The organism is Campylobacter ureolyticus, assembly GCF_027277485.1.
Taxonomy (GTDB): Bacteria; Campylobacterota; Campylobacteria; order Campylobacterales; family Campylobacteraceae; genus Campylobacter_B; species Campylobacter_B ureolyticus_B.
On the sequence record NZ_JAPXGQ010000011.1, the window covers coordinates 15,043 to 39,076 of the forward strand.

General features: G+C 28.5%; 31 protein-coding genes. 1 reads left to right on the forward strand and 30 read right to left on the reverse strand.

Annotation, left to right across the window (positions count from 1 at the left end; all coding sequences use genetic code 11):
• Positions 1 to 16: 16 nt before the first annotated feature.
• The 16 genes from trxB to mqnP all read right to left on the reverse strand — a co-directional run bounded on the left by trxB (position 17) and on the right by mqnP (position 12,366).
• A complete protein-coding gene (gene trxB / locus O6B72_RS07020) occupies positions 17 to 952 on the reverse strand; it encodes a thioredoxin-disulfide reductase (RefSeq protein WP_269492662.1) in 936 nt (311 codons plus the stop codon).
• Positions 953 to 1,035: 83 nt separating this feature from the next.
• Complete coding sequence (gene trxA / locus O6B72_RS07025) at positions 1,036 to 1,350, reverse strand: thioredoxin (protein ID WP_016646318.1); 315 nt, start codon at positions 1,348 to 1,350, stop codon at positions 1,036 to 1,038.
• A 412-nt stretch (positions 1,351 to 1,762) separates the two neighbouring features.
• Positions 1,763 to 3,022 (reverse strand): homoserine dehydrogenase, encoded by a 1,260-nt coding sequence (locus O6B72_RS07030; protein ID WP_269492663.1) that lies wholly within the window; start codon positions 3,020 to 3,022, stop codon positions 1,763 to 1,765.
• Entirely contained in the window at positions 3,019 to 4,227 is a 1,209-nt protein-coding gene (locus O6B72_RS07035) for an LL-diaminopimelate aminotransferase (RefSeq protein ID WP_269492664.1), read from the reverse strand. The genes O6B72_RS07030 and O6B72_RS07035 overlap by 4 nt, the downstream gene beginning before the upstream one ends.
• A gap of 14 nt (positions 4,228 to 4,241) precedes the next feature.
• Positions 4,242 to 4,991 carry a hypothetical protein gene (locus tag O6B72_RS07040; RefSeq protein ID WP_269492665.1) on the reverse strand — a complete coding sequence of 250 codons (750 nt, stop codon included), beginning with the start codon at positions 4,989 to 4,991 and terminating at the stop codon, positions 4,242 to 4,244.
• A complete protein-coding gene (locus O6B72_RS07045) occupies positions 4,985 to 5,950 on the reverse strand; it encodes a hypothetical protein (protein ID WP_269492666.1) in 966 nt (321 codons plus the stop codon). Before O6B72_RS07045 ends, O6B72_RS07040 begins: the two co-directional genes overlap by 7 nt.
• Positions 5,937 to 6,617, reverse strand: a complete 681-nt coding sequence (rlmB, locus tag O6B72_RS07050) for a 23S rRNA (guanosine(2251)-2'-O)-methyltransferase RlmB (RefSeq protein WP_016646324.1) — start codon at positions 6,615 to 6,617, stop codon at positions 5,937 to 5,939. Before rlmB ends, O6B72_RS07045 begins: the two co-directional genes overlap by 14 nt.
• A gap of 35 nt (positions 6,618 to 6,652) precedes the next feature.
• Positions 6,653 to 7,465, reverse strand: a complete 813-nt coding sequence (gene rsmI / locus O6B72_RS07055; protein ID WP_269492667.1) for a 16S rRNA (cytidine(1402)-2'-O)-methyltransferase — start codon at positions 7,463 to 7,465, stop codon at positions 6,653 to 6,655.
• Positions 7,466 to 7,666 (reverse strand): 50S ribosomal protein L31, encoded by a 201-nt coding sequence (rpmE, locus tag O6B72_RS07060; RefSeq protein WP_016646326.1) that lies wholly within the window; start codon positions 7,664 to 7,666, stop codon positions 7,466 to 7,468. It abuts the gene before it with no gap.
• A 79-nt stretch (positions 7,667 to 7,745) separates the two neighbouring features.
• A complete protein-coding gene (locus O6B72_RS07065) occupies positions 7,746 to 8,396 on the reverse strand; it encodes a 16S rRNA (uracil(1498)-N(3))-methyltransferase (RefSeq protein ID WP_101637653.1) in 651 nt (216 codons plus the stop codon).
• The gene (locus O6B72_RS07070) at positions 8,397 to 8,792 is read right to left on the reverse strand and encodes a hypothetical protein (RefSeq protein ID WP_101637652.1); all 396 of its coding nucleotides are present in this window, start codon (positions 8,790 to 8,792) and stop codon (positions 8,397 to 8,399) included.
• Positions 8,793 to 9,374 (reverse strand): 6-pyruvoyl trahydropterin synthase family protein, encoded by a 582-nt coding sequence (locus O6B72_RS07075; RefSeq protein WP_269492668.1) that lies wholly within the window; start codon positions 9,372 to 9,374, stop codon positions 8,793 to 8,795.
• Positions 9,371 to 10,123, reverse strand: a complete 753-nt coding sequence (locus tag O6B72_RS07080; protein ID WP_269492669.1) for a 7-carboxy-7-deazaguanine synthase QueE — start codon at positions 10,121 to 10,123, stop codon at positions 9,371 to 9,373. The genes O6B72_RS07075 and O6B72_RS07080 overlap by 4 nt, the downstream gene beginning before the upstream one ends.
• Before the next feature lie 39 nt (positions 10,124 to 10,162).
• Positions 10,163 to 11,134: a GTP 3',8-cyclase MoaA gene (gene moaA / locus O6B72_RS07085; protein ID WP_269492670.1), complete on the reverse strand. Its 972-nt coding sequence runs from the start codon at positions 11,132 to 11,134 to the stop codon at positions 10,163 to 10,165.
• A 56-nt stretch (positions 11,135 to 11,190) separates the two neighbouring features.
• Positions 11,191 to 11,484, reverse strand: a complete 294-nt coding sequence (locus O6B72_RS07090; protein ID WP_016646332.1) for a hypothetical protein — start codon at positions 11,482 to 11,484, stop codon at positions 11,191 to 11,193.
• 9 nt (positions 11,485 to 11,493) lie between these two features.
• Positions 11,494 to 12,366 carry a menaquinone biosynthesis prenyltransferase MqnP gene (gene mqnP, locus O6B72_RS07095; RefSeq protein WP_269492671.1) on the reverse strand — a complete coding sequence of 291 codons (873 nt, stop codon included), beginning with the start codon at positions 12,364 to 12,366 and terminating at the stop codon, positions 11,494 to 11,496.
• A gap of 95 nt (positions 12,367 to 12,461) precedes the next feature.
• On the opposite strand from mqnP, the gene O6B72_RS07100 reads away from it, so the two are divergent.
• Positions 12,462 to 13,268: a replication initiation protein gene (locus tag O6B72_RS07100; protein ID WP_024962904.1), complete on the forward strand. Its 807-nt coding sequence runs from the start codon at positions 12,462 to 12,464 to the stop codon at positions 13,266 to 13,268.
• Positions 13,269 to 13,370: 102 nt separating this feature from the next.
• On the opposite strand, the gene O6B72_RS07105 is transcribed toward O6B72_RS07100, so the two are convergent.
• The 14 genes from O6B72_RS07105 to O6B72_RS07170 form a co-directional block, all read right to left on the reverse strand.
• Positions 13,371 to 13,937 (reverse strand): hypothetical protein, encoded by a 567-nt coding sequence (locus O6B72_RS07105; RefSeq protein ID WP_269492672.1) that lies wholly within the window; start codon positions 13,935 to 13,937, stop codon positions 13,371 to 13,373.
• A gap of 130 nt (positions 13,938 to 14,067) precedes the next feature.
• The gene (locus O6B72_RS07110; protein WP_024962905.1) at positions 14,068 to 14,712 is read right to left on the reverse strand and encodes an AAA family ATPase; all 645 of its coding nucleotides are present in this window, start codon (positions 14,710 to 14,712) and stop codon (positions 14,068 to 14,070) included.
• Positions 14,709 to 14,927, reverse strand: a complete 219-nt coding sequence (locus O6B72_RS07115) for a hypothetical protein (protein ID WP_269492673.1) — start codon at positions 14,925 to 14,927, stop codon at positions 14,709 to 14,711. The genes O6B72_RS07110 and O6B72_RS07115 overlap by 4 nt, the downstream gene beginning before the upstream one ends.
• Positions 14,914 to 15,378 (reverse strand): hypothetical protein, encoded by a 465-nt coding sequence (locus O6B72_RS07120; protein ID WP_269492674.1) that lies wholly within the window; start codon positions 15,376 to 15,378, stop codon positions 14,914 to 14,916. The genes O6B72_RS07115 and O6B72_RS07120 overlap by 14 nt, the downstream gene beginning before the upstream one ends.
• Positions 15,379 to 15,433: 55 nt before the next feature.
• Complete coding sequence (locus O6B72_RS07125) at positions 15,434 to 16,063, reverse strand: DUF3560 domain-containing protein (protein ID WP_269492675.1); 630 nt, start codon at positions 16,061 to 16,063, stop codon at positions 15,434 to 15,436.
• A 622-nt stretch (positions 16,064 to 16,685) separates the two neighbouring features.
• Positions 16,686 to 17,318 carry a single-stranded DNA-binding protein gene (locus O6B72_RS07130; RefSeq protein ID WP_269492676.1) on the reverse strand — a complete coding sequence of 211 codons (633 nt, stop codon included), beginning with the start codon at positions 17,316 to 17,318 and terminating at the stop codon, positions 16,686 to 16,688.
• A 144-nt stretch (positions 17,319 to 17,462) separates the two neighbouring features.
• Positions 17,463 to 18,452, reverse strand: coding sequence for an adenine-specific methyltransferase EcoRI family protein (locus tag O6B72_RS07135; RefSeq protein WP_269492677.1), 990 nt, complete (start codon positions 18,450 to 18,452; stop codon positions 17,463 to 17,465).
• Complete coding sequence (locus O6B72_RS07140; RefSeq protein ID WP_269492678.1) at positions 18,449 to 18,844, reverse strand: hypothetical protein; 396 nt, start codon at positions 18,842 to 18,844, stop codon at positions 18,449 to 18,451. The genes O6B72_RS07135 and O6B72_RS07140 overlap by 4 nt, the downstream gene beginning before the upstream one ends.
• Before the next feature lies 1 nt (position 18,845).
• A complete protein-coding gene (locus O6B72_RS07145; protein WP_269492679.1) occupies positions 18,846 to 20,798 on the reverse strand; it encodes a type IA DNA topoisomerase in 1,953 nt (650 codons plus the stop codon).
• Complete coding sequence (locus O6B72_RS07150) at positions 20,795 to 21,337, reverse strand: hypothetical protein (protein ID WP_269492680.1); 543 nt, start codon at positions 21,335 to 21,337, stop codon at positions 20,795 to 20,797. The genes O6B72_RS07145 and O6B72_RS07150 overlap by 4 nt, the downstream gene beginning before the upstream one ends.
• Before the next feature lie 26 nt (positions 21,338 to 21,363).
• Positions 21,364 to 22,560: a type IV secretion system protein gene (locus O6B72_RS07155; RefSeq protein ID WP_269492681.1), complete on the reverse strand. Its 1,197-nt coding sequence runs from the start codon at positions 22,558 to 22,560 to the stop codon at positions 21,364 to 21,366.
• A gap of 2 nt (positions 22,561 to 22,562) precedes the next feature.
• Positions 22,563 to 22,805 (reverse strand): hypothetical protein, encoded by a 243-nt coding sequence (locus tag O6B72_RS07160; RefSeq protein WP_016646350.1) that lies wholly within the window; start codon positions 22,803 to 22,805, stop codon positions 22,563 to 22,565.
• Between the two features lie 54 nt (positions 22,806 to 22,859).
• Positions 22,860 to 23,735, reverse strand: a complete 876-nt coding sequence (locus tag O6B72_RS07165) for an ArdC-like ssDNA-binding domain-containing protein (RefSeq protein ID WP_269492682.1) — start codon at positions 23,733 to 23,735, stop codon at positions 22,860 to 22,862.
• Positions 23,736 to 23,776: 41 nt separating this feature from the next.
• A complete protein-coding gene (locus O6B72_RS07170; protein ID WP_269492683.1) occupies positions 23,777 to 23,971 on the reverse strand; it encodes a hypothetical protein in 195 nt (64 codons plus the stop codon).
• Positions 23,972 to 24,034 lie beyond the last annotated feature (63 nt).

The window sequence follows — 24,034 nt, forward strand, 5'->3', positions numbered from 1 at the left end:
TTGAATATTTTAAGTTTTAGTGTAGGTTTTCTATATAATTCATAGCGCTAAGTGCTGCAACTGCACCATCTCCAGCTGCAGAGACAACTTGCTTTGGAGCATCTTGTCTGATATCGCCTGCTGCAAAAAGACCTTTAATGCTTGTTTGCATTTTTAAATCAACTTTTACTTGGCCGACTTCATTTGTGTTGCAAATAAATTTATCATCATTTTTAATAATGCTATTTCTAACATTAAGCCCTACAAAAGTAAAAATTCCAGGAACTTTTAACTCTTTTGTTTTCCCGTCATTAAATTTTACTATAACTCCAGTAACGCCTGATTTATCTCCATAAACTTCATCAACAATAGCGTTTAAAACAAACTCTATTTTTGGATTTTTCTTAGCTTTTTCAACTGTTATTGGTGCGGCACGAAAGCCTTCTCTTCTGTGTATTAAATAGACTTTTGAGACAATGTTTGTTAAATAAATGGCTTCTTCTAATGCAGTATCACCACCACCCAAAACAGCAACTTCTTTATTTTTGTAAAAAAAGCCATCGCATGTTGCACAAGTACTAACTCCTTTTCCAAAAAACTCATTTTCACCTTTAAAGCCTGCTTTTCTAGGTTCTGAGCCAGTTGCTAGGATAACAGCTTTTGCCTTAAACTCATCACCGCTATCTGTAAAAATGCTAAAACTTTGGTCTTTGTTTTTTACAACTTTTACAACTTTTTTACTCTCTTGTTTTAAGCCAAATCTAAAACATTGTTCAAGCCAAGGCTGCATAAAACTAAGCCCATCCATTATGGTTGCAACTCCTGGATAGTTTTCTATCTCAGAGCTTCCTGTGATTTGGCCACCAGGCATACCAAGTTCAAATAAAACAACATCTTTAAGTCCGCCTCTTGTGGCATAAAGTCCTGCTGCAAGACCTGCTGGTCCGCCGCCAATGATAGCTAAATTTAACATTTTAATCCTTTTAATTTTATTATGAATTTATTTTAAAAAAATAGATTAATAATAAAATTTGAAGCTAAAAAGCTTCAAATTTACTATAAAAGTGAGTTTATTTTATCAGTGATTGCTTGTTTTGACTGAGCGCCAATAAGCTGATCTTTTATCTCGCCATCTTTAAAGAAAAGTAAAGTTGGAATGCTTCTTATACCAAATTCAACTGCTAAGTCTTGCTCTTCATCAGTATTTACTTTGCAAATTTTAGCTTTTCCTTCAAATTCTTCTGCCAACTCGTCAATAACAGGAGCAAGCATTCTGCAAGGTCCACACCATGGAGCCCAAAAATCAACTAAGCTAACGCCTTCTTTTGCTACATCAAAATTTTTTGATGTAAGTTCTATATATTTTGCCATTTTTTCTCCTTTTAGAAAAATTAATATTATAGATTATATCGAAAAAACTATTAACCAAAAAACAATATGTATTATCAAATAAGCAATATTTTTTATAAATTCAAATTTATCTTTTTAAAACACCAAAGTATCGACTTGGCAGTTTGTAGTTTTTAGTTTTTTAAAAGATAAAAATTTAAAGATTTAAAAATTTCTTCTAATTTTTGAGAAGTTGTGCAATAAATTGTCTTATGGTTACCATTTGTAGCTTTTCTTTGATGAAATGATAAGCATCATCTTTTTTAGTGATGATATCAGTTTCACCAAATTTAATTAAAATTTTTATTAATTATTTCAAATTTGAGTTTTTAAAAAAACTTTATAGCTTTTTATTTGCCTTCAAAATCCAAAATATACTCTTTTAATCCTAAATTTACTCTTCTATTCTTATCATAAAAGGTCTGTTTAGAACAAATTCAAAATTTTCTAAAATTCCCATAACTCTTTTAATATTTGCTTCAAGGCTCAAATGGGTTGTAAAATAAAGCGTAGTGTGTTTTTCACCCTTGTTTCTTGGTTTTTGTAAAAAACTATCTATTGAGATATTGTTTTGACTCATTACATTTGTAATACTAGCTAAAACACCAGTTCTATCTTCGACTTTTACCCTTAGGTAGTATTTTGTTTGGATGTTTTTTTGTTCGATTAACTCCATTTTTTTAAAATTTTGAGCATATCCAAGCATTGGATTTTTATTTCCTTTTGCAATGTCTATAAGATCTGCAATAACGGCACTTGCAGTTGCATCTCCTCCAGCACCTGGGCCATAATACATACTTTCATTTAGTGCATCACAATTTATACTAACTGCATTCATTACACCATCAACTTCAGCAATTATCCTATCCTTATTAATTAATGCCGGATGAACTCTAAGTTCAGCTTTGCCATCAGTTATTTTTGAAATTCCTAAAAGCTTTATGGTATAGTCAAACTCTTTTGCAAAAAAGATATCTTCATTTGAAATTTTTCTAATGCCTTTAACTAAAATATCTTCAGGATCGCCGTGAACGCCATAAGCAATACTGCTTAAAATCAAAAGCTTGTGAGCTGCATCAATACCATCAACATCAAATGTTGGATCGGCCTCAGCATAGCCCAAACTTTGAGCTTTTTTGAGTACATCTTCAAAATTTGAGTTATTTTGCATCATATCTGTTAAAATATAGTTGCTTGTTCCATTTAAAATTCCTACTATTTTTTCAACCCTATTTGCGCTAAGTCCTTCCCTTAGGGCTTTTATGATTGGAATGCCACCTGCAACACTTGCTTCAAAGCCAAAAGGTGTATCTTTTGCAAGATTTTGTAAGGCATATCTATGATATGCAAGCATGGCTTTATTTGCTGTTACAACCGGCTTTTTTTTCTTTAAAATTTCGCTAACTATATTAAAAGGCTTTTCAACACCACCCATAAGTTCAATATAAATATCTATGTCATCTCTATTTAGTACACTTTTAATATCATCAGTTAATGGGATATCAACACCTCTATCTTTATTTAGGTCTCTAACTGTACCAACTACTGGAATTATCTTTTTTCCAGCTCTTGCGCTTATTAGATCTTTATTTTTTTGTAAAATTTTAATAACAGAACTTCCAACTGTTCCAACACCTAAAATTGCTACATTCATTCATTTCCTTTTAAGAAATTTTTTATATTTTTTGCTGCTTGTTTGATTCGGTTTTCATTTTCTATTAAAGCAATTCTTACAAATTGATCTCCACCACTTCCAAAACCACTTCCAGGGCTTACCGCAACATTTGCCTCTTCAAGCAGTTTTTTGCTAAATTCAAGACTTTTTATTTTTGAAAATTTTTCTGGAATTTTTGCCCAAACAAACATGGAGGCAACTGGTTTTTTAATCTCCCAAGAGGCATTTTCAAAAGATTTTATTAAAAAATCTCTTCTTTTTTCATATTTTAATCTTATCTCATCAATACAACTTTGATCTCCATCAAGTGCGATTGTAGCTGCAACTTGAATAGGTGTAAACATGCCATAGTCAAACCATGATTTTATCTTTTTTAAAGCTGATACTAGTTTTTGGTTTCCACACATAAAACCAACTCTCCAGCCTGCCATATTATAAGTTTTTGATAGTGTATAAAATTCAACTGCTACATCTTTTGCTCCCTCGACCTCTAGTATAGATGGGGTTTTATATCCACCAAAAGAAAGTTCAGCATAAGCAATATCACTAATTATATAAAATCTTTTTTCTTTTGCCATTTTTACAAGACGTTCGTAAAAACTCAAATTTACAACCGCAGTTGTTGGGTTATGAGGGAAATTTACAACTACATATTTTGGTTTTGGAATGCTTTCTTCAAAAGTTTGCTCTAGGTCTTTAAAAAATTTATCTTCATCCAAAAAGAAGTCATCTCCATAGACTAGTGGCATTTTTACAACATTTCCACCAGCTATTATGAAGGCTTGAGTATGTATAGGGTATGCAGGATCTGGTACTACAGCTACATCACCAGGATTTATAATAGCTGTTGTTAAGTGAACAAATCCCTCTTTGCTTCCCATTGTTGCAACTATTTCTTTATCTGGATCAAGAGTGACATTAAATTTTCTTTTATACCAAGAAGCACACGCTAGTCTTAATTTATAAATTCCTTGAGAAACAGAATATCCATGGGTTTTGTCTTTGTTTGCACTTTGGCATAATTTATCAATGATGTGTTGTGGAGTTCTTCCATCTGGATTTCCCATAGAAAAGTCAATTATATCCTTACCTTCGTGTCTTGCTTTCATTTTTATTTCGTTTATTTGAGCAAAAACATAGTTTGGAAGGCGTTCTATTTTATTAAAACGAATTTCATCAAACATAGCATTCTCCTTTTTTATTTAAGGTTAAATTTAAGTCCATTTTTTATATTATCTAAGCTAGCGCTATCGCCAATTTGTATATATGTTGCATCTTTTGGGATAGTTAAATTTAAGCTTTTTTTTGCATCATCCTCCCTAATGCTTTGCAATAGGTTTAACTCATTGTCAAAAATTCTAACTTCTGGATGCCAAGCATCCATATTTTGAGAGATAATATCTATCTCATTTTTGCCTTTTATGTTTAAAAAATATGGTTTTTGTGGTTTTTGCAAGTCATATATAAACTCAGGTGCTAAATTTAAATTTGATAAATTTACCTCATATGTGAAAATATCATTTTTTTTTGATACATTTTTAATATATGCTGATCTTTTTTTAAACTCATCATAAACTTTATCTGGAGTTAAAACTCTTGAGCCTATTATTAAAATTTTATAACTTGAGTTTTGGCTGTTTGTAAATTCTAAATTTTGATAGTTTTTAAATCCAAGCTCTTCTAAAACATCACTAACAAGCTTCAATAAAATGACGCCTTTTGAATTCGAATTAAAAACAATCTCAGTTTTTGAGTTTTTTGAGTAGTTGCTTAAAATTTTATCGTCAATCAATTTTTTTGTGATTTTTCTAATATCTGGGTTTTGATACTCGTCTATAAACTCATTCACACCCTCACCATCTCCACCTAAATTTAGTGATATTTCTTTAGGTGTTACTCCAAATGCTAGGTTTAAAAAAAATAGTGTTAAAATTAAACTTTTTACCACGCTTTGCCCTTATTTAACTTTAAGAACTCGTCATAGCTTATTGTGTTTACATTACCTTTTTTTATTAGAAATCTATGTGGATTTTTATCATTAAATTTTTCTTCTTTTTCTTTTGTGTTTAGTGTAAAAAGTCCGTGTCCTGTTAGAATAAGTTGATCTTTATTAATATCAAATTCAAAGAATTTGTCTGTTGTTTTTGTAGTTTTTGATCCAGTTTTTAAATCAATTATGCCTATCCAAATTTTTTCAGTTGGATTTATGCCTTGTTTTTGATCTTTTGCTAAATTTTCACTTAAAGACTCCTTATTATTCAAATTATCATTGCTTAAATTTTCATCCTCGTTTAATAAGGTAAGTTTTTCAAGAGCATTTAGGCTTTCATTTTCATCAACTATTTCTTCTAAATTTTCTTCATTGTTAAGTTCTTTTTCATCTTCTTTAATATTAAATTCTGGTGTTTTATTATCAAGATTTAAAATTTCAATTCCTGTTTTTTCAAGCTTTAGGTTTGTTTCATCTATCATTGTAGAATTTGTTGAGTAAACTTCGGTTTTAGTATCTTTAAAATTTAAAAACTTATCTATTTCATAAAGCTTAAAGTTGAAAATAACCCAAATTATGATAACAAATAAAACTAACCAAAATAAAAATTTTGGAAGTTTTTTATGTTCTGTTATTGCAACTTCTTGCTTTAAAGGATTGTTGAATCTAGTCTCTTTTTTTAGTGTAAAATCTTCTATGTTGTTTGCATTAAATTCATCAAGCCAAGGTTGCAAGTCAACCCCATATTCTCTTTCTAGTATCTTTATATATGCTTTTACATTTGTTTCTTTTAGTGAATCAAAATCCTTTTGTAAAATCCACCTTATATAATCAACTTCTATATGTGTTGTTTTGGCTATTTCGTTGATTCCAATACTTTCTAATTTTTCTAAAGCATTATTTTTATTGTTGTCCATTTGTCATCCTGTCACAAAATATTGCAAATGCTGCATTAACATTTAAAGAATCCCAGTTATTTCTCATTTTTATGCCAATTAATTCATCGCATTTTTGAATGGCCTTATTTGGAATTCCTTCACCTTCGCTTCCCATCACAAGCACCTTTTTGCTGGCAAATTCTTTTAAATTTTTACCCTTTGCATCTGATGCGTAAATTTTAAAACCAACCTGCTTTAACTCATTTAAAAGAGTTAGCCCATCTTCGAATTTACAAATTGGTATTTCATATGCAGCACCACTGCTAGATCTAATAATACCTTCTATTGCTAAACTTTTGGTTACGATAATCACACCATCAACTCCGAGTGCATAAGCTGATCGAACGATTGCGCCTATATTTCCAACATCGCTTAGATTATATAAAACTGCCAAAAAATTCTTAGATTTTAAATCTTTAAATTCACTAAACTTATAATCTTTAACTTCAGCTAAAAAACCTTGATGATTGCCACCCCTTGCTAGGGCTTGAGCTTTTTTAAAGTCAAGTTTTTCTATTTTTATATTAAGCTTTGAAATCTCCCTAAATAAAGCCTTATCACACTCTTTGGCAAGAAAAATCTTTAAAAATTCATCTTTATGATTTTTTAACAGATGTAAAAATAACTGTTTTCCATAAATTATCATTTTAAAATCATATCCAAAGAGCCTTAAAAAATAGCTTATTTTATTAAATTTTTATAAATTTCTTTTTGGTTTATTCCTGTAATTTTTGATAAAAGTTTTGATTTTTGTTTTGGAGGTATATCAAGATCTAAAATATCGCTTTCTAAAATGGTTTCAAACTTTGTATTTTTGCTCTTATCTAATACGAGGCAAAACTCACCATTTAAATTTTCATTTTCTAAAATTTGAGCTAAATTTATAGCTTTATCAAAATATTTTGTTTCAAATTTTTTAGTTGCTTCTTTTATGATAAAAATTTCTCTTTGTGGGTCTATATCTGCAATATTTTTTATTAAATTCAAAACTCTTTTTGGGGATTCATAAATTATTGTTGGATAAGGTGAGTTTAAAGCATTTTGGATAGCTACTTTTCTCTCATCGCCTTTATTTGGTAAAAAACCTAAAAAGCTAAACTCTTTTTCTATTAATCCGCTTGCAACAGCTGCTAAAATTAAGGCATTTGAGCCACTTAAAACTTCGTATTTAATTTTATTTTTTTGAGCAAATTTAACTAAGCTATTTCCAGGATCGCTAATGCATGGCATTCCAGCATCGCTCATATATGCACATATTTTTTTAAAAATATCTAAGTCAATATTTTTTAAAATTTCATCTTCATTGTGTGAGTGGAGTGAGTAAAAAGATACATCTTTTAGTTTTAAAGAATAGCGAGTTTGAAGTAGGTTTAAAAATTTTTTAGTAACTCTTGTATCCTCGCAAAAAATAACCTCGCATTTGGCTAAAACTTCTAAAATATGCAAGGATACATCAGATAAATTTCCTATTGGTGTAGGAATAAAATAAAGCAATTATTTCATACCGTATTTTTTCTTAAATTTATCGACTCTACCTGCTGAATCTACGATTTTTTCACTTCCTGTAAAAAATGGATGACATTTTGAGCAAATATCAACTCTTAGTTCTTTTTTGTTTGACTTTGTTTCAAAAACATTTCCACAAGCACAAGTTACGGTGCAATCCATATAATCTGGATGAATATCTTTTTTCATAAAATTTTCCTTTTTATATTTTTAGTTTTGAATTTAGAATAAGTTTGCATTTTACTATAAAAAATATAAAAAATCAAATTTAAAGTAAAATTTTTGATGCAATTCCTACGACAGCACTATTTGATTTTAAAATAAAAGGTGAGTTTAGTCCAACCCTATCTTTAACTTTTAATCTTTCATTCTCACTAAACCCACCCTCAGGTCCTATAAAATAAATTTTATTTTTATTTAAATTTTGGATTTTTTCGCCACCAAAATCTACCAGCACGACATTATCAAATTTAGTTAAAAACTCATCAAAACTATTGTAAATTTCAAACTCTATTATAGAGTTTCGCCCACATTGTTGAGATGAGTTTATCAAAATTCTTTTAAATCTTTCTATATCGAGTTTAAAATTTTTTTGTGAGAACTCAGTATAGATAAAAAATATCTTTTTAACTCCGATTTCATTTAAAGTTGGAAGAGTTTTTTCTATAACTATAGGATCTACAACTGCCCATGCAATGCTTAAAAAAAGCTCATCTTTTGGTAGGGAATGTTTAAAAACAAGTTCTAAAGAGATTTCTTTTTTTGAAATTTCTGTTATTTCATAAATATAATTATAGTTATCTTTTAAATTTCTTATATCAATTCTTTGACTTGTTTGAACGCGTCTAGCTTTTAGATGTTTAAAGTCGTTTATCTTTAAAAGCTCATCCCCAGCATTTTTATCATATAAAAAAACCATTTATAAAATCTCCAAAATAAGTGTAATTGTTAAAATTATGCTAACTAAAATTTTAGCTTTTTTCTTAAAATTTTCATAACTTTTTGTGTAATATCCTTTTTTTAAGGCTTTAAAACTAATGCCAATAAACGCTGGAAAAATAATGCTAGCTAAAATCATCAAAAAAACCTTGAAGCTTATGTGAAAATTAATAACAGGTAACATTATAATGCCTGTAAAAATTAAAGCTGAAAGACTAAAACTATAAAGCGGTATAAAAAATCTTATTCTTTTATGAAATTTAATACCATTTTGCGAGTTAGAAAAAATAAAAATTAAAAAAATCAAGCTTAAGACTATAAAAAACTTTGAAAAAAAACTATGTAAAGCAAGACTCAAATCATAAAATTCTATCATTTAGCAATCTTTTGGAAAATTAAACTTAATGCCATTTTTAAGTTTTGTAAAAAACTCTTTATCATCTAAATCAGCTAAAATTTCAGGACTAAAACTTATATCTTTAAGTTCTATTTTTCCCATATCTTCATTGTATGCATCATCTCTAAAGCATTGTGCATATCCAGTGGCTGTTTCATGAACTATAATACTATAAAGTGTAACATTTTTTTCATTATTGTGCATATTTGTAAGGCTTAAAAGTCTGTCAATTAAAATAAAAAAAACTCTACAAAACTGCTCTGCGCTTGGGTTTTGTGGAATTTCTATCCATCTTTTTGAGTGTTTTTTAATATCATTTTTATATTCATCACTATCGCCTGAAAAAAGTGTTGTAGCATGGTCAAAACTATCAATTATTGCTTTTATGCCTTGTTTCATTAATCCAAAATCATATACCATTCCAGCACTATCTAAAAAATTTGAACTAAGCATTACTTCGCACTTATATGAGTGTCCGTGAATACTCGTCCTGCAACGTTTTGAAGAGCAAAATCTTACAATATGTGCATTTTCAAAGTCATAAATTTTTCTTATTATCATACACCCTCTTTATCGTTAAATATTCTAATATGAACTCTATCTGTATAATTATAGCCGTTTTCAAGACAGAAATTAAATGCAAATTTAGCATTTTTTTCAAGCTCATCTATGTTTTTAGCTAGTGGCATACAAAAAACATCACTTTTTTTAGCATCTTTAATAGCGTTTAAAATCTCACAAATTTCATCATTTGGATTAAAATCAGGACTTATTACAAATTTATAAAAGCATTCTTTTGTGTTTTGTTTTAATAAATTTAAAGCTTTAAAATTTAGCCTTTTTTCTTTTGTTTCGCCAGAAATTGAAAGTTTTGTAGAGATTGCATAAATGCAGTTTTTATAAAGAGGAAATTTCTCAAAATCAATCTCAATCGTCCCATTTGTTTCAAAGTGAACTTCATAGCCTTGATGTAAAATTTCGGTAATAAAATCATAAAAAATGGGATTTTTATGGTGAATTAGTGGCTCACCACCTGTTATTATAATGGCTGGCTTATAATCTAGTTTTGGAATTTTTGATAAAAGAGTTTTTACACAATCAATTTTTTTATAATTGAAATGACTTGTAAAAACAGCTTTGATTGTGTCACATCCTTTTAAAGCCTCCCCTGTTTTTGGAGAAATTTTAACTACATTAAAGCCTGGACATTTTAAATTGCACCCAGCAAAACGAAAGAAAATAGCATTTATGCCAGTATATTTTCCCTCACCTTGAATACTGTGAAATACCTCAACTAGATTTAAAGACATTTAATTTTTTACTCTAAATATAAAAACTTTATTCATGTCTTAGCCACCAGTTTTATAAAAAGCTCTACTTGAAATTTCATTTTGATTTATGCTGTTTTCCCATCTATTTTTTTCAGGTTTATTTTTTAAAACCTCTCTTAAAATTTCACTTGCTTTTATAATATCACCGCTTTTAACAGCTTCTTTTATGCTTAGTGCATCTTCAAAATACAAACAAGGTATTAAAAACCCTTCCGCACTTAGCCTAATCCTATTGCAAGTATCGCAAAAATCGTGTTTATGTGGATCAATTATTCCAAATTTATATCCATCTTCTAGCTCAAAAAGAGTGGCCGGGGAGTTTAGTTTTTTAATGCTTTCTTTGAATTTAAATTTGTTTGATAAAATAGCTAAAATTTCATCTTTTTTAAGACTTTTTAAAAAGTTTTTTGCATGGATATTTTCCATATATTCGATAAATCTAATTTCACATCCGTGATTTTTAGCAAATTCTAAAAGATTTATAAGCTCATCATCGTTAAAATTTTTTAAAGCTACACAGTTTAATTTGACTTTAAGTCCAACATTTAGGGCTTCCTCAAAGCCACTTATAACTTTTTCAAGGACGTTTTTTCCAGTTAATTTAAAAGCTTTTTCTTTGTTTAATGTATCAAGAGACATATTAATTCTTTTTAGTCCACTATCTTTTAGTTTTTTAGCAAAATCTTTTAAGAAATATCCATTTGTAGTCATAGCCAAATCAATATTTTGGGCATAATCACTTATCATTTTGATAAATTTGTCAGTATCTTTTCTAACTAAAGGTTCTCCGCCTGTTATTCTTATTTTTTTAACACCTTCATCAATTGCAACTTTTATAAATAAAAATAACTCTTCAAAGCTTAAAATTTTTTCATGCGGTACCCATTCAAATGGCTTATCTGGCATACAATACTTGCATCTAAAATTACATCTTTCAGTAACAGAAACTCTTAAATAATCAACAATTCTTCCATGCCCGTCTATTAACATCTTTTATCCTTTTGTTGGATTATAAAAGACTTTTTTAAATTTAGCACAAATAAAATTTATTTATTAACAAGTTTATCTATGTTTTGCAAAGACTTAATAACAGGCTCAATCTTATCATCGATTTGTTTATCAAGCTCATCGGCAAGTATACCTATATCAAACATTTCAAGTTCTTCTTTTAGTTTTGCAACCTCTTTTTTTAAGATAAAAATTTCGTTCATATTATCATTGACTATATGATCATATCTATCAAATTTTTTATTTGTTTGGCTATCCTTTACATAAAGTAAAATCAGTACTATAAAAAGCACTACGCAAAGCCCTAAAATAATAATGCTATTAGCATCCATTTTTTCTCCTTAAAATAAGTGATCTAAAAATATAAAACAAAAAAACATTATTCCCAAATAGCCATTTAGTGTAAAAAATGCTTTGTCTATTTTAGTAAAGTCTTTATTCACAATCTCATGTTCTTTATACAAAATAATAGCTGAAATTATAACACCCAAATATGCAAAAAATCCCAAATTTGAAGCTATGCAAAAAAGTAACCAAAATAAAATTGTAATTGCGTGAAAAATACTTGATATAAACATAGCTGCTTTACTTCCATAACATGCTGGAATACTATAAAGACCAGCTTTTTTATCATATTCCATATCTTGAAGTGAGTAGAGTATGTCAAACCCAGCTACCCAAAAAGCAACTCCAAAACATAATAAAATAGCCCAAAGAGGAATAGCTCCTAAAACTGCTACACTTCCTGCTATTGGAGCAAGCCCTAGACAAAATCCAAGCATTATATGAGCAGTTTGTGAAAATCTTTTAAAAATTGAATATCCACCTAAAAAAAGTAAAATTGGAAATGATAAATAAAAGGCTAAACTATTTATAAAATATGCTACTACTATAAAAATTAAAGCATTTACTCCTATGAAAATAAGTAAATTTGTCTTTCCAATTCTTCCATCAACACTTGGTCTATTTGCACATCTTGGATTTGGTTCATCTATGTCTTTGTCCATAAATCTATTAAAAGCCATAGCAAAACTTCTTGCACTTACTGCGCATAAAATTCCTAAAATAAGTAGTCTCCACCCAAACCACATCGTGTTATTTTCAAGTTTTGAAGCCGTAATCATAGCTATAAAAATAAATGGCAGAGCAAAAACTGAGTGCTTAAAAACAATAAGTTCGTTAATATCTGCTAAAACTTGCCTAAATTTTTTCATTAATTCCTTTCAAAGTTTTTATTTTAGCTAATTTAAGTTACAATACAATAAAGGTATCTTATAATTTGCCCATATTTTATAAAAAAGGGGTAAAAATGAGCGAATTTTCTTTCTATTTTAGAGAGGATGAATTTGTGATCGAGGCTACAAAAACAATTAAAAAAACACCAAATGGGACTCTTGTTTTTCGTAATAAAATGAATTCTATATTATTTCCTGTAAATTTTACAGCTAGAGATTATGATGTATTTTTCACGATTTGTTGGTATGCGAAACAAATGGGCTACGCCGAGAATAGAGGGGCTATTGAAATGCCATACTCTGAAATTGCTAAGTTTTATGAAAAAGACATAAACAAGACTAGATTTAATAATGAAATTAAAATTTTTAGAGATAAGGTTTTGGGTAGAAATGGTGCAGCAATTTATAGAACAGTGGAATTTACAGAAGATGATGAGATTTCAAGCGTTGGTGTATTTTTCATTGATATAGATGTTTTCAGAAATAAACAAATTTTAAGATTTAGACTCAATCCTAGAGCTTTGGACATTTTATTTAAAACACTGAATTTTATGAAAATTGATCTTTATGATTTTGTTTCAATTAACGGAAAATTTGCAAAAACTCTTTATCGTCTTTTGCACCAATATGATAATCTGAAACCAGATAAAGATGGCTTTAAATGTGTTAAATTTACTAGATTTGATTTTGAAAACTTAATGAGTGTTCCTATAAAATATGATTCTACTGATTTAAATCGTCGTGTAATTGAACCATCAGTTAATGAACTTAACGAAAAATACTTTAAAAAGCTGATGTTTGAAAGAGAATTTTCAAAGAAAAATAAAAAAGAAATTACTGGATATTCATTTAAATTTATGCTTAATGAGCAAGTCGTTTAAAGCTATTTAGCCCTATACTACATCAACTTAAATTTAGTTTTTGCTTTCTAGGGCTTGTGGCAACTTAAATTAATCTTAAATATTTCAATCTTTATTTATTTTTTACCCTTTTATTCTCATTGCTATATATTCTTCTAAATCTAAATCAAAATTCATAGCTTCTGCTCTGAATTGCATTATTTGATCAAATGTAAAAATATCTTTTAACTCATATGTTGCTGTGAGCTTAATTTCTGAATAAGTAGCCATACTTACTCCTAAATTGTCAGCTATTTTGCGGATTAATTCTTTGTTTTCATGGCTTATATAAATAATATAATTTGTCATACGTTCTTTTATTTTTTCATCATTTGGCTGTGGTGCTTCTACTAATCCCATTTTAAATTTTACAAACTCACTCATGCTTGTGTTGTACCATTTTGCTTGATCAAATATCCAAACTAAAACTTCGTCTTTAATATAAGGAATTTGTGACACAAGTGAATTTTCTATAAATTTAGCTAAGGTGTATGTTGTGTATTTTTTTCTTATTTTTACTCCAAGTTCTTTTGAAAATTTTGCCCCAAATGACTCTTTTCCTTTTTTAGATGATAATTCTTTTTGTGTTTCTGCTCCATCGATAAAACTATCTAAATTTTCAATTGAATTTGTTGTTTTTTTAAAATTCATTTTTTTCCCTTTTGTCTTAATAAATAATGAAATAAAAAATATTTCAAAAGTATTTTATAGAATTATTATAACTAAAAATATAATAAATAATATAAAAAAATACTAAAATTTAAAAAATAAAAGCATAATTTTATAAAATTTCATTACATAAATTTTTTATTTCATTTTCTGCTTTGTTGCCATCATTAATTTCAACTACTCCAAGTCCAAGTTGTGTTGCAATTTTATATCTTTCTCTTTCATAAATAATCGTATCTGCTAATTTTATATAATCTTCTTCTATGTCGTTTATATAGCTTATGAGACTTTCAATTTTTTTATATAAAACTGGATTTGGAGATGCTCTATTAATGACAATATATGCTATGAGTTTATTATTTTGCTCTTTTGCCATTTTTACGACATTTATCATTTTATCTAAAACACTTACATCAAACTGGCTTGGAATTGTTGGAATTATCACTATATCGCTTAATGCAATTGCTATTCGCATTTCTCTGCTATCTCTTCCACCTGTGTCTATTAATATATCTTTTTCCCCTTTATCGTTTTGCAAAAATTCTTTTAAATTTTCGCCGTATTTATATGCAAAATCAAAAGCTTTATTATGGTTTTCTTCATTTCTTATATTTAGAAATGTAGCTATTGATTTTTGTGGATCCGTATCAATTAATAGCATAAATTTGTTTTTAGCTATTCCTTGATTTATGGCTATATTTGTAGCTAATGTGCTTTTTCCACTTCCACCTTTTTCGTTGCAAATTGATATGATCATTTTTTCTCCTTTATGTCTTCTATTGTATAATCAATGCTGTATTTAATATTGAGATATATTCTGACTATAAATTCTTGTTTACATTTCTCACATTCCCAGTCTATCTCATTATCAAAACGTATTAAACACAATTCTAAATTTAACGTTTTAATAAATTTATCAACATTGTTTTTATGCCCACAATGTGGGCATACTAATTCTTTATCTGTTATCATTTTCTTTCTTTATCTCATCTTGAATTTTTTCATACTCCAGCAAAAGACTCTCATCGTCTTCAAATAAAAACCTATAAAGTATAGTAGTCACTCTAGCAAAAGCATAGTACAGTAAATTCGCCTTGATGCTACAATCATTTAAAATTAGAGGATCATTTTTATAAGCGTGTTCCCCAACAATATCCACCACCTGCAAATTTTCACTTATTAAAAGGTATCCGATCTCATACTTATATCTCTCATAAAAGTCGCTCACATTGATATCTCGATTCAAGTATATGTCAGCAACGTATCCATAATCCATACTAGTGAGTTGCAAAAAGCTCTTAATCGTCCTGATGTCTTTGCTGTGATCTAATAGCGTCTCTCTTATAACTTCATTTAAAATATTACGCGGGTTCTTCTCCAAAAGTCTTTTTAACTCTTTTATGGTCTCGTTATAGTCTTTCATTTTTTATCTCCTATTGTTGTTTATATATTTAAAGGGGAGTTAAGTCCCCTATTGTTTAAGCCCATAGCCTTTGGGCGATTTCTAACTTCTTTTCAAAGTCTCTAACTGCCTTATTTGCATAAGCCAACTCTAAGTCATACTCTCTCGGTATTGTTCCATTTTTTAGCCCTTTGTGCCTTTCGGTGGCTTCTTGTAATTTTAGTTCAAAATACTCCAAGCTTTCAGGCATTGAGAGATTAATCTCTTTTAATTTTTTCTCCCAATATTCTATTTTAGATTGTCTATCTTCTGCTAGTTTTTCGTGTTCAACTGCTTTCCCCATTCTCTCCCAGTTCTTTTCAATTAGTTTCCTGTGTCTTTGTTCGCTGTGGTGTCCTACTTTGATTGGCTCTCCTAGGCTTAAAAATTCCTTATCTTCTTGTGATTTTTCATACCATTCTTTACTTAGTTTTTCATGTCTTACTTGTGCATTTTGGTGTTTATTTAATCTTCTTTGTGCATAACTTTCATCTAGTCTTATAATTGAATAATAAAATTTATTATCTTTTTTATAAAGTAAATTATATACTTCGCATTCTACACCTTTGCCATATTTGGTGGTTAATTCTATTATTTCTCCTTTGGTATGTTCTGCTTCACATTCTGCTATCCATACATTTGGGCAGTATTTTTTAAATTTGTTCATTTCAACACCTTTTGCTTTTTTATTTTTGGATGTTTAACATCCTTTTTATAATTCAAATTATACCATTTTATAACTTAAAAAATAATAAATATTAAAATAAAACAAAATTAAAATAACTAAATAAAATAAAAAATACAAATATAAAAACAATAAAAAAACATAAAAATAACAATAATATTTAAGCTTATTTTAAGTTAAAATCTGCTTTTTCTCCCTTTTTAAAGAAAATGCAAAAGCCCTATGGGTAACGGCACATTTTGTAATTTTTTGACATTTTGCAAATAGCTACAAACCACGACAAAAAGGGGAAAAACAAAGGATAATAAAATCTTAGTTAAAGCTTAAAGTTCAAAAATGGGCTAAAATTTAATTTTGATTTTAGCCCCATATTGATTACTCTTTTTTTGATAATAAAAAATGTATTTTTATGATTAGATATAAAATTAGATTAAAAGCTATATAGCATATTATTGCCATAGCTATAAAGAAAAAATCAGCATTTAGCAAAGTTTCTACTCTATTTGGCTTATTAAAAAAATAAAGTATAAAATTTACCCCAAAACCTAATAAGTTTACTACAAAAAATACCCACATAAATATTTTAAGTGGGCTGTTAAATAGCTTAACTTCTCTTTTTTTCATTGTCTGTTTGACCTATGTTTTGATGTTGTGATTGGATGTTGTTGAAGTTTGATGTGTTGCCATTTGTTTGGCTATTTTGTACTTGTGTTTGATTGTTCCAATTTCCTTGCCCTTGCGTTTTATTGCTATTTTGTTGATTGTTTTTTGTTGTATTGTGTTGATTGTTATTTTTGTTTTGGTTTTGATAAGCTTGGGTGTAGTTATTTGATTGCCCTAAAAAAACATCTTCATACATCTTCTCAATATTACCATCTGAATAATTATTAAAATTTGTTTCTTTTTCTTCTTGATTTTTTGATCCTAGAAGTGTGAATTCTTCTATTTTTATATTTACGCTTGTTCTAGGCTCTCCTTGATTGTTTTCATAATCATTTGTTTTAATTTCGCCACGAACGAGTAACTTATCTCCTTTTTTTGTATATTGTGCCAATATTTCGCCTTGTTTGTTGAAAGCAACTAATTTAAGCCATTGAGTTCTTGTTACTTGAGTATTGCTATCTTTTGGCGTATATTTTTTAGTAATTGCTATACTATTTTTTGCTACTATTCCGTATTGGCTTTGTAGTATCTCCCAATCACTTCCTAAATTTCCACATAAAATTGCATTGTTCATTCTTTCTCCTTTAAAATTTGTTCTATTCTTTTATCAAAAAGATATCCTATAAAATATCCTATTGTTATTCCAACTAGTGCTAAATAATCCATATTAAGCCTTTACTCATCTATCCTCTTACTTCTTTTTCCACGATATTTTCCTTTAAATTTGGTTTTTTAGCATAACCCTTGGTTTTATATTGTTTGCTTTTTGAACTATAATTCTTGTAAATAGTTCTTTTCCATTTAAAATTGCTGATTTTGTATTGTTTTTTGTATAGTCCCATTTTACTAGCTCAGGATATTTTTCTTTAATTTCAAAATCACACCCTAGTATGTTAAATTGGGCTGGATTATGTTTTATAAAAAGTGTTAGTGGAATGCCCATTACTCCGTCATAATCAACTGGAATATTTTTTAAATTTGTTACTTCAATTATTTTATAATTATCATATTCTGGATACTTGAGCTCATTTCCTTTATATTTTTTAGTTAGCCTTATACCTTCAAAATTTTTCATACTTTTTAAATTTGTAAACCATGATACATTTGAAAATCTTTTTTTACTTCCATCAGGTCGTGTAAATATATTTACTTGATTATTTCCTAGCCAAATTTTGCCTTTTTTATAAAGTTCAAAAATCTTTTTATATGTTATTGAGTATGTTGCTCCAACTATTAAAAATTTCTTATTTTTTTCTTGTACAATGTCTATTAAATCTCTAAAAAGAGAAAAAGGTGGATTTGTGACTATAATATCTGCACTTTCTATAATCTCTTTTACTTCTTTGCTTCTAAAATCACCACTACCTTCAAGTATTGTCTCTTCTATGCTGTCAGCTGTTATTTCTATCTTTGTTCCTTTTGCCTTTGGATCGTTTATATTAAATGTTGTTGTTATTAATTTTTTTAATTTTAAAGTTTTAAAATTTAGAGCAAAATATCTGTAAAAATTGCTTTTCTTTCCATCATTGCAGGGACATACCACAATTTTATTTTTAAAGTGAATTTTATAGTCTTCAAGTTCTTCTCTTATTTCATCAAAGCTTGTATAAATTGCTCTCATGAGATAGATATTTGGCTTTTTTTCTTTGTCATCCATCCAGCTTTGCTTTTCGTTGTTATTGCTTTGAATATTGAAAATTTGACTCATTTTATACCTTTAGTACTCTTTTTATTTAAATACTTCTCTACTAAATTTTCTAGTTTTTCATATCTCTCATTACTAAGTATGCTTAAATCAGCAAGAAAAAAAATGTTTTCTTTTAATTTTAATTCATACTGCATATGATTTTTTGCCATTTCTATAATGGTTTTAATTACATAATCATTTGTTTCTTCCACTGTGTTTTGAATATTAAAAATATTTTCTCTTGTTGCTTTATTTTGATTAATATTTTTAAAAATTATTGAATATTCTTTTAAAATTTTAATAAGCATATCTTTAAAATTATTAGTAATTTCTTGTAATGTATTCTCCAATTTCCCAAGTTCTTCTTTTTGATTTCTAAAGTTAAAAATTTCTTTTGGTGTTTTATGCTTCATATTATTTCTTTTTTATATATTTATCTATAAATTTAGAACACACTTTGACATTTTTTTCTAGGTCTTTTGGAAGCTCTACATTGTTACTTTGTGCCAACTTTTTTGCTAATGCGATTTGCTTTTCACTTGGTGGTCTGATATCTTTATCTTTATTCTTTTCTATAAATTCCGAGCAAATTTTCCAGCTTTTTTCAATATCTTTTGGCAGTTCTATATTTAAATTTTTTGATAAATTTCTAGCCCATTCAAGCTGTTTTTCACTTGGTGGTTTAGTTTCTCCGCTATTTATCTTTTTAAAACTCATTTTTTCGTGCAGTGGCTTTATAAAATCTAAATAATTTACTTTACCACTGCTTATTTCATCTAGCACACTTTCCATCTGTTTTGTGAATTCACTTTGCGTGATCCATTCATCATCATTTTTTATTGTTTCAATGAAATTCATACCTTTATTTGTGGCTACAATATTGTTATTTTTACCTTTTGTTTGTATTTCTATAAAATCTCTTTTTAGTAAAATCGGTAAAAATGAAGCGTATGTACTTGGTCTTCCGATACCTTCTTTTTCTAAAAGGGAGATAAAATTGCTTTCTTTATAATGTTGTGGAGCTTGTTTTTTAACTTCTTGCAATTCAAATCCTATTATTTGCAACTCGTCGTTTTGTTGTAAATTTAGCGTTATTTCTAATAAGTCTTTGTCTTTATCTTCATTATCTTCATCTTCTTGTTTTAAAGCCCCTTTAAAACCTTTATAAACGCATTTACTTGTTTTGGTTTTAAAGCTAAGAGTTTTAATATCTATGTCGTATGTAGTATTTTCATTGATAGCATTTTTGGCTTGACTTAGAATTGAATTTAAAAAGATTAACTCATATAATGCTTTTTCATCATCTGATAAATTTTCATTTTTTGCTATTTCATCAATTTTGTTATATTCATGCACATGTGATATTCTGATAGCTTCATGAGCTTCGGCTTGGCTTTGAGCTCCTGCTTTATATTCTCTTTTTTGATACCACTCATTTTCTTTGAATTTTGACTCTACTTCGTTTATAAATTCGTTTGATAATGCATTACTATCTGTTCTATGATAAGTTATCAATCCTTTTTCAAATAATTTCTGAGCTAGTCCCATTGTTTTATCACTTGAAAATCCTAGCTTTTTATTTGCACTTTCTTGTAATTGACTTGTTCTTAGTGGTGCTGATGGTTTAATTTCGCTTTGTTTTGTCTCTATTTGATAAACTTTTGCTAATGATCCATTTAAATCTTTTATTTTTGCTTCTGCTTCATCTTTTTGTGTAAAAATATTGTCATTAATTGCACTAAATTCTACGCCATCTTTTGTCTTTAAATTTGCTTTTAATTTGTAGCTTACTTGTTTTGAGGCTGGATTTTCTAAAAATTCCTTTATTTCTAACTCTCTTTTTACGATCAAGGCAAGTGCTGGAGTTTGAACTCTTCCTACGCTTAAATTTTTATCATTTAATTTATTGATATAAGTTGGCGACATTATAAAGCCCACCAACTTATCGCCAACTGCTCTTGCTTTGAAGCTATCAAATTCTTTTAAATTTGAGTTTGCAAATGGTACAGCTTTTTCAAGCCCTTTTTTAATTCCACTTTCTGTTATTTCGTGGAATTCTGCCCTTTTTACACTATTTGCTATATTTTTGATTGTGTCATACACCATGTAACCGATTCCATAGCCCTCTCGGTCAGGGTCTGTTGCTACAATTACATCTTTACCTTTGCAATCATTAAATATTGCATTAATTTTTCCTTTTTTTGCTTCTTTAAATTCAAATATCGGTTCATAATTTTCATAATCTTTTACAATTTCTTTACTTAATTCTTTAAAATGTCCTTGTGTTGCATAAACTTTTGCACCTGTAATTTTTGCGATTTTATCGCATTTGTTTGGGCTTTCAATTATGATTATCGTATTTGTCATTTTTCATCCTTTATTTGTTTATTTTTTTCACTTATGTGTTGTTCTAAAAATTTCATAAAATAAATTTGATTTACTTCATCTATGTAATTGTATTTTGGATAGTTTTTATAGTCTTTTCCTTGCTTTATTCTAATTAAATGGTAATGTAGTAATTTATAATACGAGGCTATAAAGTCATTCATGATTTCTTTATTTGAAAACTCTATAACTAGTTCATTATCATTTATTATTATATTTCCACTTCCATTACCATCTTTTTCGTAAATTCTTTGGTTTTCATTTTCCTTTATGTTTATTTTTTCTTTTGATTTTTCTTCTATATACTCTTTAAAAGATTGTAAAAATCTATAAAAAAATAATTTGCTTTGCATATTTACTTTGCTGTTTATTAAGTCTTTTGTATTTGCTTCTTTGCATAAATCCATATATAAAATAAAAAAATTAAAAAAAGCATTTTTATCACTAAAAACAATTTTAAATATATTTTCTTTTATATTTACATGTGTGCTTATATCTCCAATGCTGTTTTCTTTTTTCATTTATTCTCCTTTTTAAAATTCAATCATTAAGGTGTTGCATACCCACCTCTAAATTTTTTATATGTATCATAAATCTTACCAACTCCTTTTCCCATGTCTTTGATTGCATTTGCTGTTGCTCCTGCACCAATACTTGTAATTCTAGCCCCAGCTGAACCACCAGTTGCTCTTCCTAATCCACTCATAGCTCCACCTAAGAAACTTTTACCCATTGATTTTGCAGTAAGTCCACCAAGGAATGTTTTTCCAGCTATAGCTCCTGTCATTAATGCTCCACCTACTCCACCTGCTCCACTTTCCATTTGTGTTCCTAAAACTGCATTTATCCAATTTGGAATTTTCTTTATAATGTAATATGCTGTAATACAAGTAATTGTTCCAGTTAATAAATATTCGAATTGTTTTACGAATAAATCGCCTATATTGTTTTCATAATTTGCAAGTTTCATAATTGGATTAATTGCTAAATTTAAAGCTATAAATGATAATGGTGCAATAAGAGCATATGATAAATAAAGCTTATACCAACTCCATAAATATGGTAAAAATCCCCTATAAATTAAAAAAGGGATAATGATAGGCATTGTGCTTAAAATTAAATATGCCATAAATGTTGATATGAGTATAACTGCTGTAATTCCTACTAGTAAAATAAAAAATATTATGTAAAATATCCAAAATGGTATCATTGCAAAAATAGTAAATATCCTTGATGTTAGGGCATCTATAGGATTTTTAATTGTAAAACCAAGGAAATTTACACCACTTGAGAATTCATTTTTTCCATACTCCCACATCATCTTTCTTATATTTTCGACTTGATTTAGAGCATCTGTTATCATTGCCCCAAAATCTTGACCTTGAAACATTGATCCAACTACACCTTTAACCATATTTACTGGAATATTTAACACATACAAAGCACCTTCATATGCACCATATGAGCTAAGTGTTGCAAAAATAAAGCATAATATAATTATGTATTTTATGGCTTTAAAAAGTTCTTGATTTGTTGGGTATCCATTTTTTAATTTATCAAGTAGCCAAAACATTACAATTATTGAAATTGCTGTAAGCGATGCTGATGAATAAACTAAATCGTGAGCTCCATTATAAAATTTTTCAAATAAACTAAACACATTATCTTGCATTACCCCTTGAATTTTGTCTAGCCAATTACTATCTTGTAAAAGCTCTTTTGCTACTTGTTTTTCATTTGCCATTTCTATATCCTGCCTATAATTTTTGTTTTTACTCTTTTTAAGGCTTTACCATTTCCCAATGGTATAATTTCTGTTGCTTCTTGTATTCTTTCGTTCTTTGAATTTGTAAATTCTTTTATATCTATATTATATTTTTCATTGCTATTTATTATTTCTGTATCTTCACTATTTTTGCTATTTATTTTTGTTTTATTATTTATTTTATTATCTGATAAGCCTAAAAAATTTAAAAATTCAAATAACATTTTTTATCCTTATAATTTGGGGCTTTCGCCCCATCTATCCTAAGTTTCATAAATTTACCTTTCCATGCCCCTGTCTTTGGTTTGCTTTTTAGCTTTGTCTTGTTCTTTGTTCATATCAAGCTTTTGTGCTGGATTGTAATAATCAACTCCTTTAATTTGTGCAATGCTTAAATTATCTAGTTGTTTTGCTAAATTTCCACCAATTCCAAGAGTTTTTCCGTAATTTACTTCTATTTCAAAAGGTTGACTTTTTGCTTTTTCTCGGTAGTTCTGTATTGCAGTTAGGTCTCGTTCTTTTATTTTACTTTCATCAAGCCCATTAAACTGACTTACATGGTAAAGTGTCTTAGTTTCAAGTCTTGGTTTGATTGGAATTTTTTCTTTTACTGTATAAGTGATTGGTTTTCCGTCTTTATCAAGCCTATCGTTTCCATCCTTGTCTTTGGCAATTGCTTTAACTTCATTGCCGTTTTGATCAAGCTTTGGTCTTATTTCATGAGTTGCGATATATAACATTTTTACACCATCAACTCTTGCATCTTTGCCACTTTTTGTTTTTAGAACTTCACCAGTTTTTTCGTCGTGTTTAAGCTTTAAAACTCCACCCATCGCATTACCTTGCTCCATTGTTACAAATTGAGCTTTATCATAACCTTTGATTGCCATTTCAGCTCTTAGCATCATGCTGGTTTCTCTTGAGTATGTTTTTCCAGTTGAGGCGTTATATGGCATTGTATTATCTACTTGTTCTTTGGTCATATCCTTTTGCCAGTCTGCCTTTGCTGTTTTATGTGCTTCAAAAAGCTTGTATTTGACATGTTTATCAAAACTCTCTTTTTTCTCCACATTACTCATTTCATTCCAGCTTTTTCTTACTTCTGCTTTTTGTTCTTGCTTTATTTCTGCATTAACTTCTTTTTTTCTTGGCATTTTGTATTCCTTATATCTGTTGTTTACTCATAACTTTTGGGCTATGAGTCTGTGTTGGGTTCGTTTCCATCAAAATCTTCTAAGCTTTGATTGGATTTATTTAAATAATCCCACTCCTTGCTTTCTTCATCGCTGATTTCAAACTCACCATCTTCGCTTGTTTCAAATTGTTCGGCAAGATGTTTTTCATATTCTTTATATGCTTTATCTTGTGCCAATTTTTCTGCGTAAGTCATTTTTTACTCCTTAGGATAGATTTAGAGCTTTTTTAAGACTCTAATTTAAATCTTATTTTTTTC

Coding starts and splice junctions, on each gene's coding strand:
- trxB (WP_269492662.1), bottom strand. CDS start 952: ATGTTAAATTTAGCTATCATTGGCGGCGGACCAGCAGGTCTTGCAGCA.
- trxA (WP_016646318.1), bottom strand. CDS start 1,350: ATGGCAAAATATATAGAACTTACATCAAAAAATTTTGATGTAGCAAAA.
- O6B72_RS07030 (WP_269492663.1), bottom strand. CDS start 3,022: ATGAATGTAGCAATTTTAGGTGTTGGAACAGTTGGAAGTTCTGTTATT.
- O6B72_RS07035 (WP_269492664.1), bottom strand. CDS start 4,227: ATGTTTGATGAAATTCGTTTTAATAAAATAGAACGCCTTCCAAACTAT.
- O6B72_RS07045 (WP_269492666.1), bottom strand. CDS start 5,950: ATGGACAACAATAAAAATAATGCTTTAGAAAAATTAGAAAGTATTGGA.
- rlmB (WP_016646324.1), bottom strand. CDS start 6,617: ATGATAATTTATGGAAAACAGTTATTTTTACATCTGTTAAAAAATCAT.
- rpmE (WP_016646326.1), bottom strand. CDS start 7,666: ATGAAAAAAGATATTCATCCAGATTATATGGATTGCACCGTAACTTGT.
- O6B72_RS07065 (WP_101637653.1), bottom strand. CDS start 8,396: ATGGTTTTTTTATATGATAAAAATGCTGGGGATGAGCTTTTAAAGATA.
- O6B72_RS07070 (WP_101637652.1), bottom strand. CDS start 8,792: ATGATAGAATTTTATGATTTGAGTCTTGCTTTACATAGTTTTTTTTCA.
- O6B72_RS07075 (WP_269492668.1), bottom strand. CDS start 9,374: ATGATAATAAGAAAAATTTATGACTTTGAAAATGCACATATTGTAAGA.
- O6B72_RS07080 (WP_269492669.1), bottom strand. CDS start 10,123: ATGTCTTTAAATCTAGTTGAGGTATTTCACAGTATTCAAGGTGAGGGA.
- moaA (WP_269492670.1), bottom strand. CDS start 11,134: ATGTTAATAGACGGGCATGGAAGAATTGTTGATTATTTAAGAGTTTCT.
- O6B72_RS07090 (WP_016646332.1), bottom strand. CDS start 11,484: ATGGATGCTAATAGCATTATTATTTTAGGGCTTTGCGTAGTGCTTTTT.
- mqnP (WP_269492671.1), bottom strand. CDS start 12,366: ATGAAAAAATTTAGGCAAGTTTTAGCAGATATTAACGAACTTATTGTT.
- O6B72_RS07100 (WP_024962904.1), top strand. CDS start 12,462: ATGAGCGAATTTTCTTTCTATTTTAGAGAGGATGAATTTGTGATCGAG.
- O6B72_RS07105 (WP_269492672.1), bottom strand. CDS start 13,937: ATGAATTTTAAAAAAACAACAAATTCAATTGAAAATTTAGATAGTTTT.
- O6B72_RS07110 (WP_024962905.1), bottom strand. CDS start 14,712: ATGATCATATCAATTTGCAACGAAAAAGGTGGAAGTGGAAAAAGCACA.
- O6B72_RS07115 (WP_269492673.1), bottom strand. CDS start 14,927: ATGATAACAGATAAAGAATTAGTATGCCCACATTGTGGGCATAAAAAC.
- O6B72_RS07120 (WP_269492674.1), bottom strand. CDS start 15,378: ATGAAAGACTATAACGAGACCATAAAAGAGTTAAAAAGACTTTTGGAG.
- O6B72_RS07125 (WP_269492675.1), bottom strand. CDS start 16,063: ATGAACAAATTTAAAAAATACTGCCCAAATGTATGGATAGCAGAATGT.
- O6B72_RS07130 (WP_269492676.1), bottom strand. CDS start 17,318: ATGAACAATGCAATTTTATGTGGAAATTTAGGAAGTGATTGGGAGATA.
- O6B72_RS07135 (WP_269492677.1), bottom strand. CDS start 18,452: ATGAGTCAAATTTTCAATATTCAAAGCAATAACAACGAAAAGCAAAGC.
- O6B72_RS07140 (WP_269492678.1), bottom strand. CDS start 18,844: ATGAAGCATAAAACACCAAAAGAAATTTTTAACTTTAGAAATCAAAAA.
- O6B72_RS07145 (WP_269492679.1), bottom strand. CDS start 20,798: ATGACAAATACGATAATCATAATTGAAAGCCCAAACAAATGCGATAAA.
- O6B72_RS07150 (WP_269492680.1), bottom strand. CDS start 21,337: ATGAAAAAAGAAAACAGCATTGGAGATATAAGCACACATGTAAATATA.
- O6B72_RS07155 (WP_269492681.1), bottom strand. CDS start 22,560: ATGGCAAATGAAAAACAAGTAGCAAAAGAGCTTTTACAAGATAGTAAT.
- O6B72_RS07160 (WP_016646350.1), bottom strand. CDS start 22,805: ATGTTATTTGAATTTTTAAATTTTTTAGGCTTATCAGATAATAAAATA.
- O6B72_RS07165 (WP_269492682.1), bottom strand. CDS start 23,735: ATGCCAAGAAAAAAAGAAGTTAATGCAGAAATAAAGCAAGAACAAAAA.
- O6B72_RS07170 (WP_269492683.1), bottom strand. CDS start 23,971: ATGACTTACGCAGAAAAATTGGCACAAGATAAAGCATATAAAGAATAT.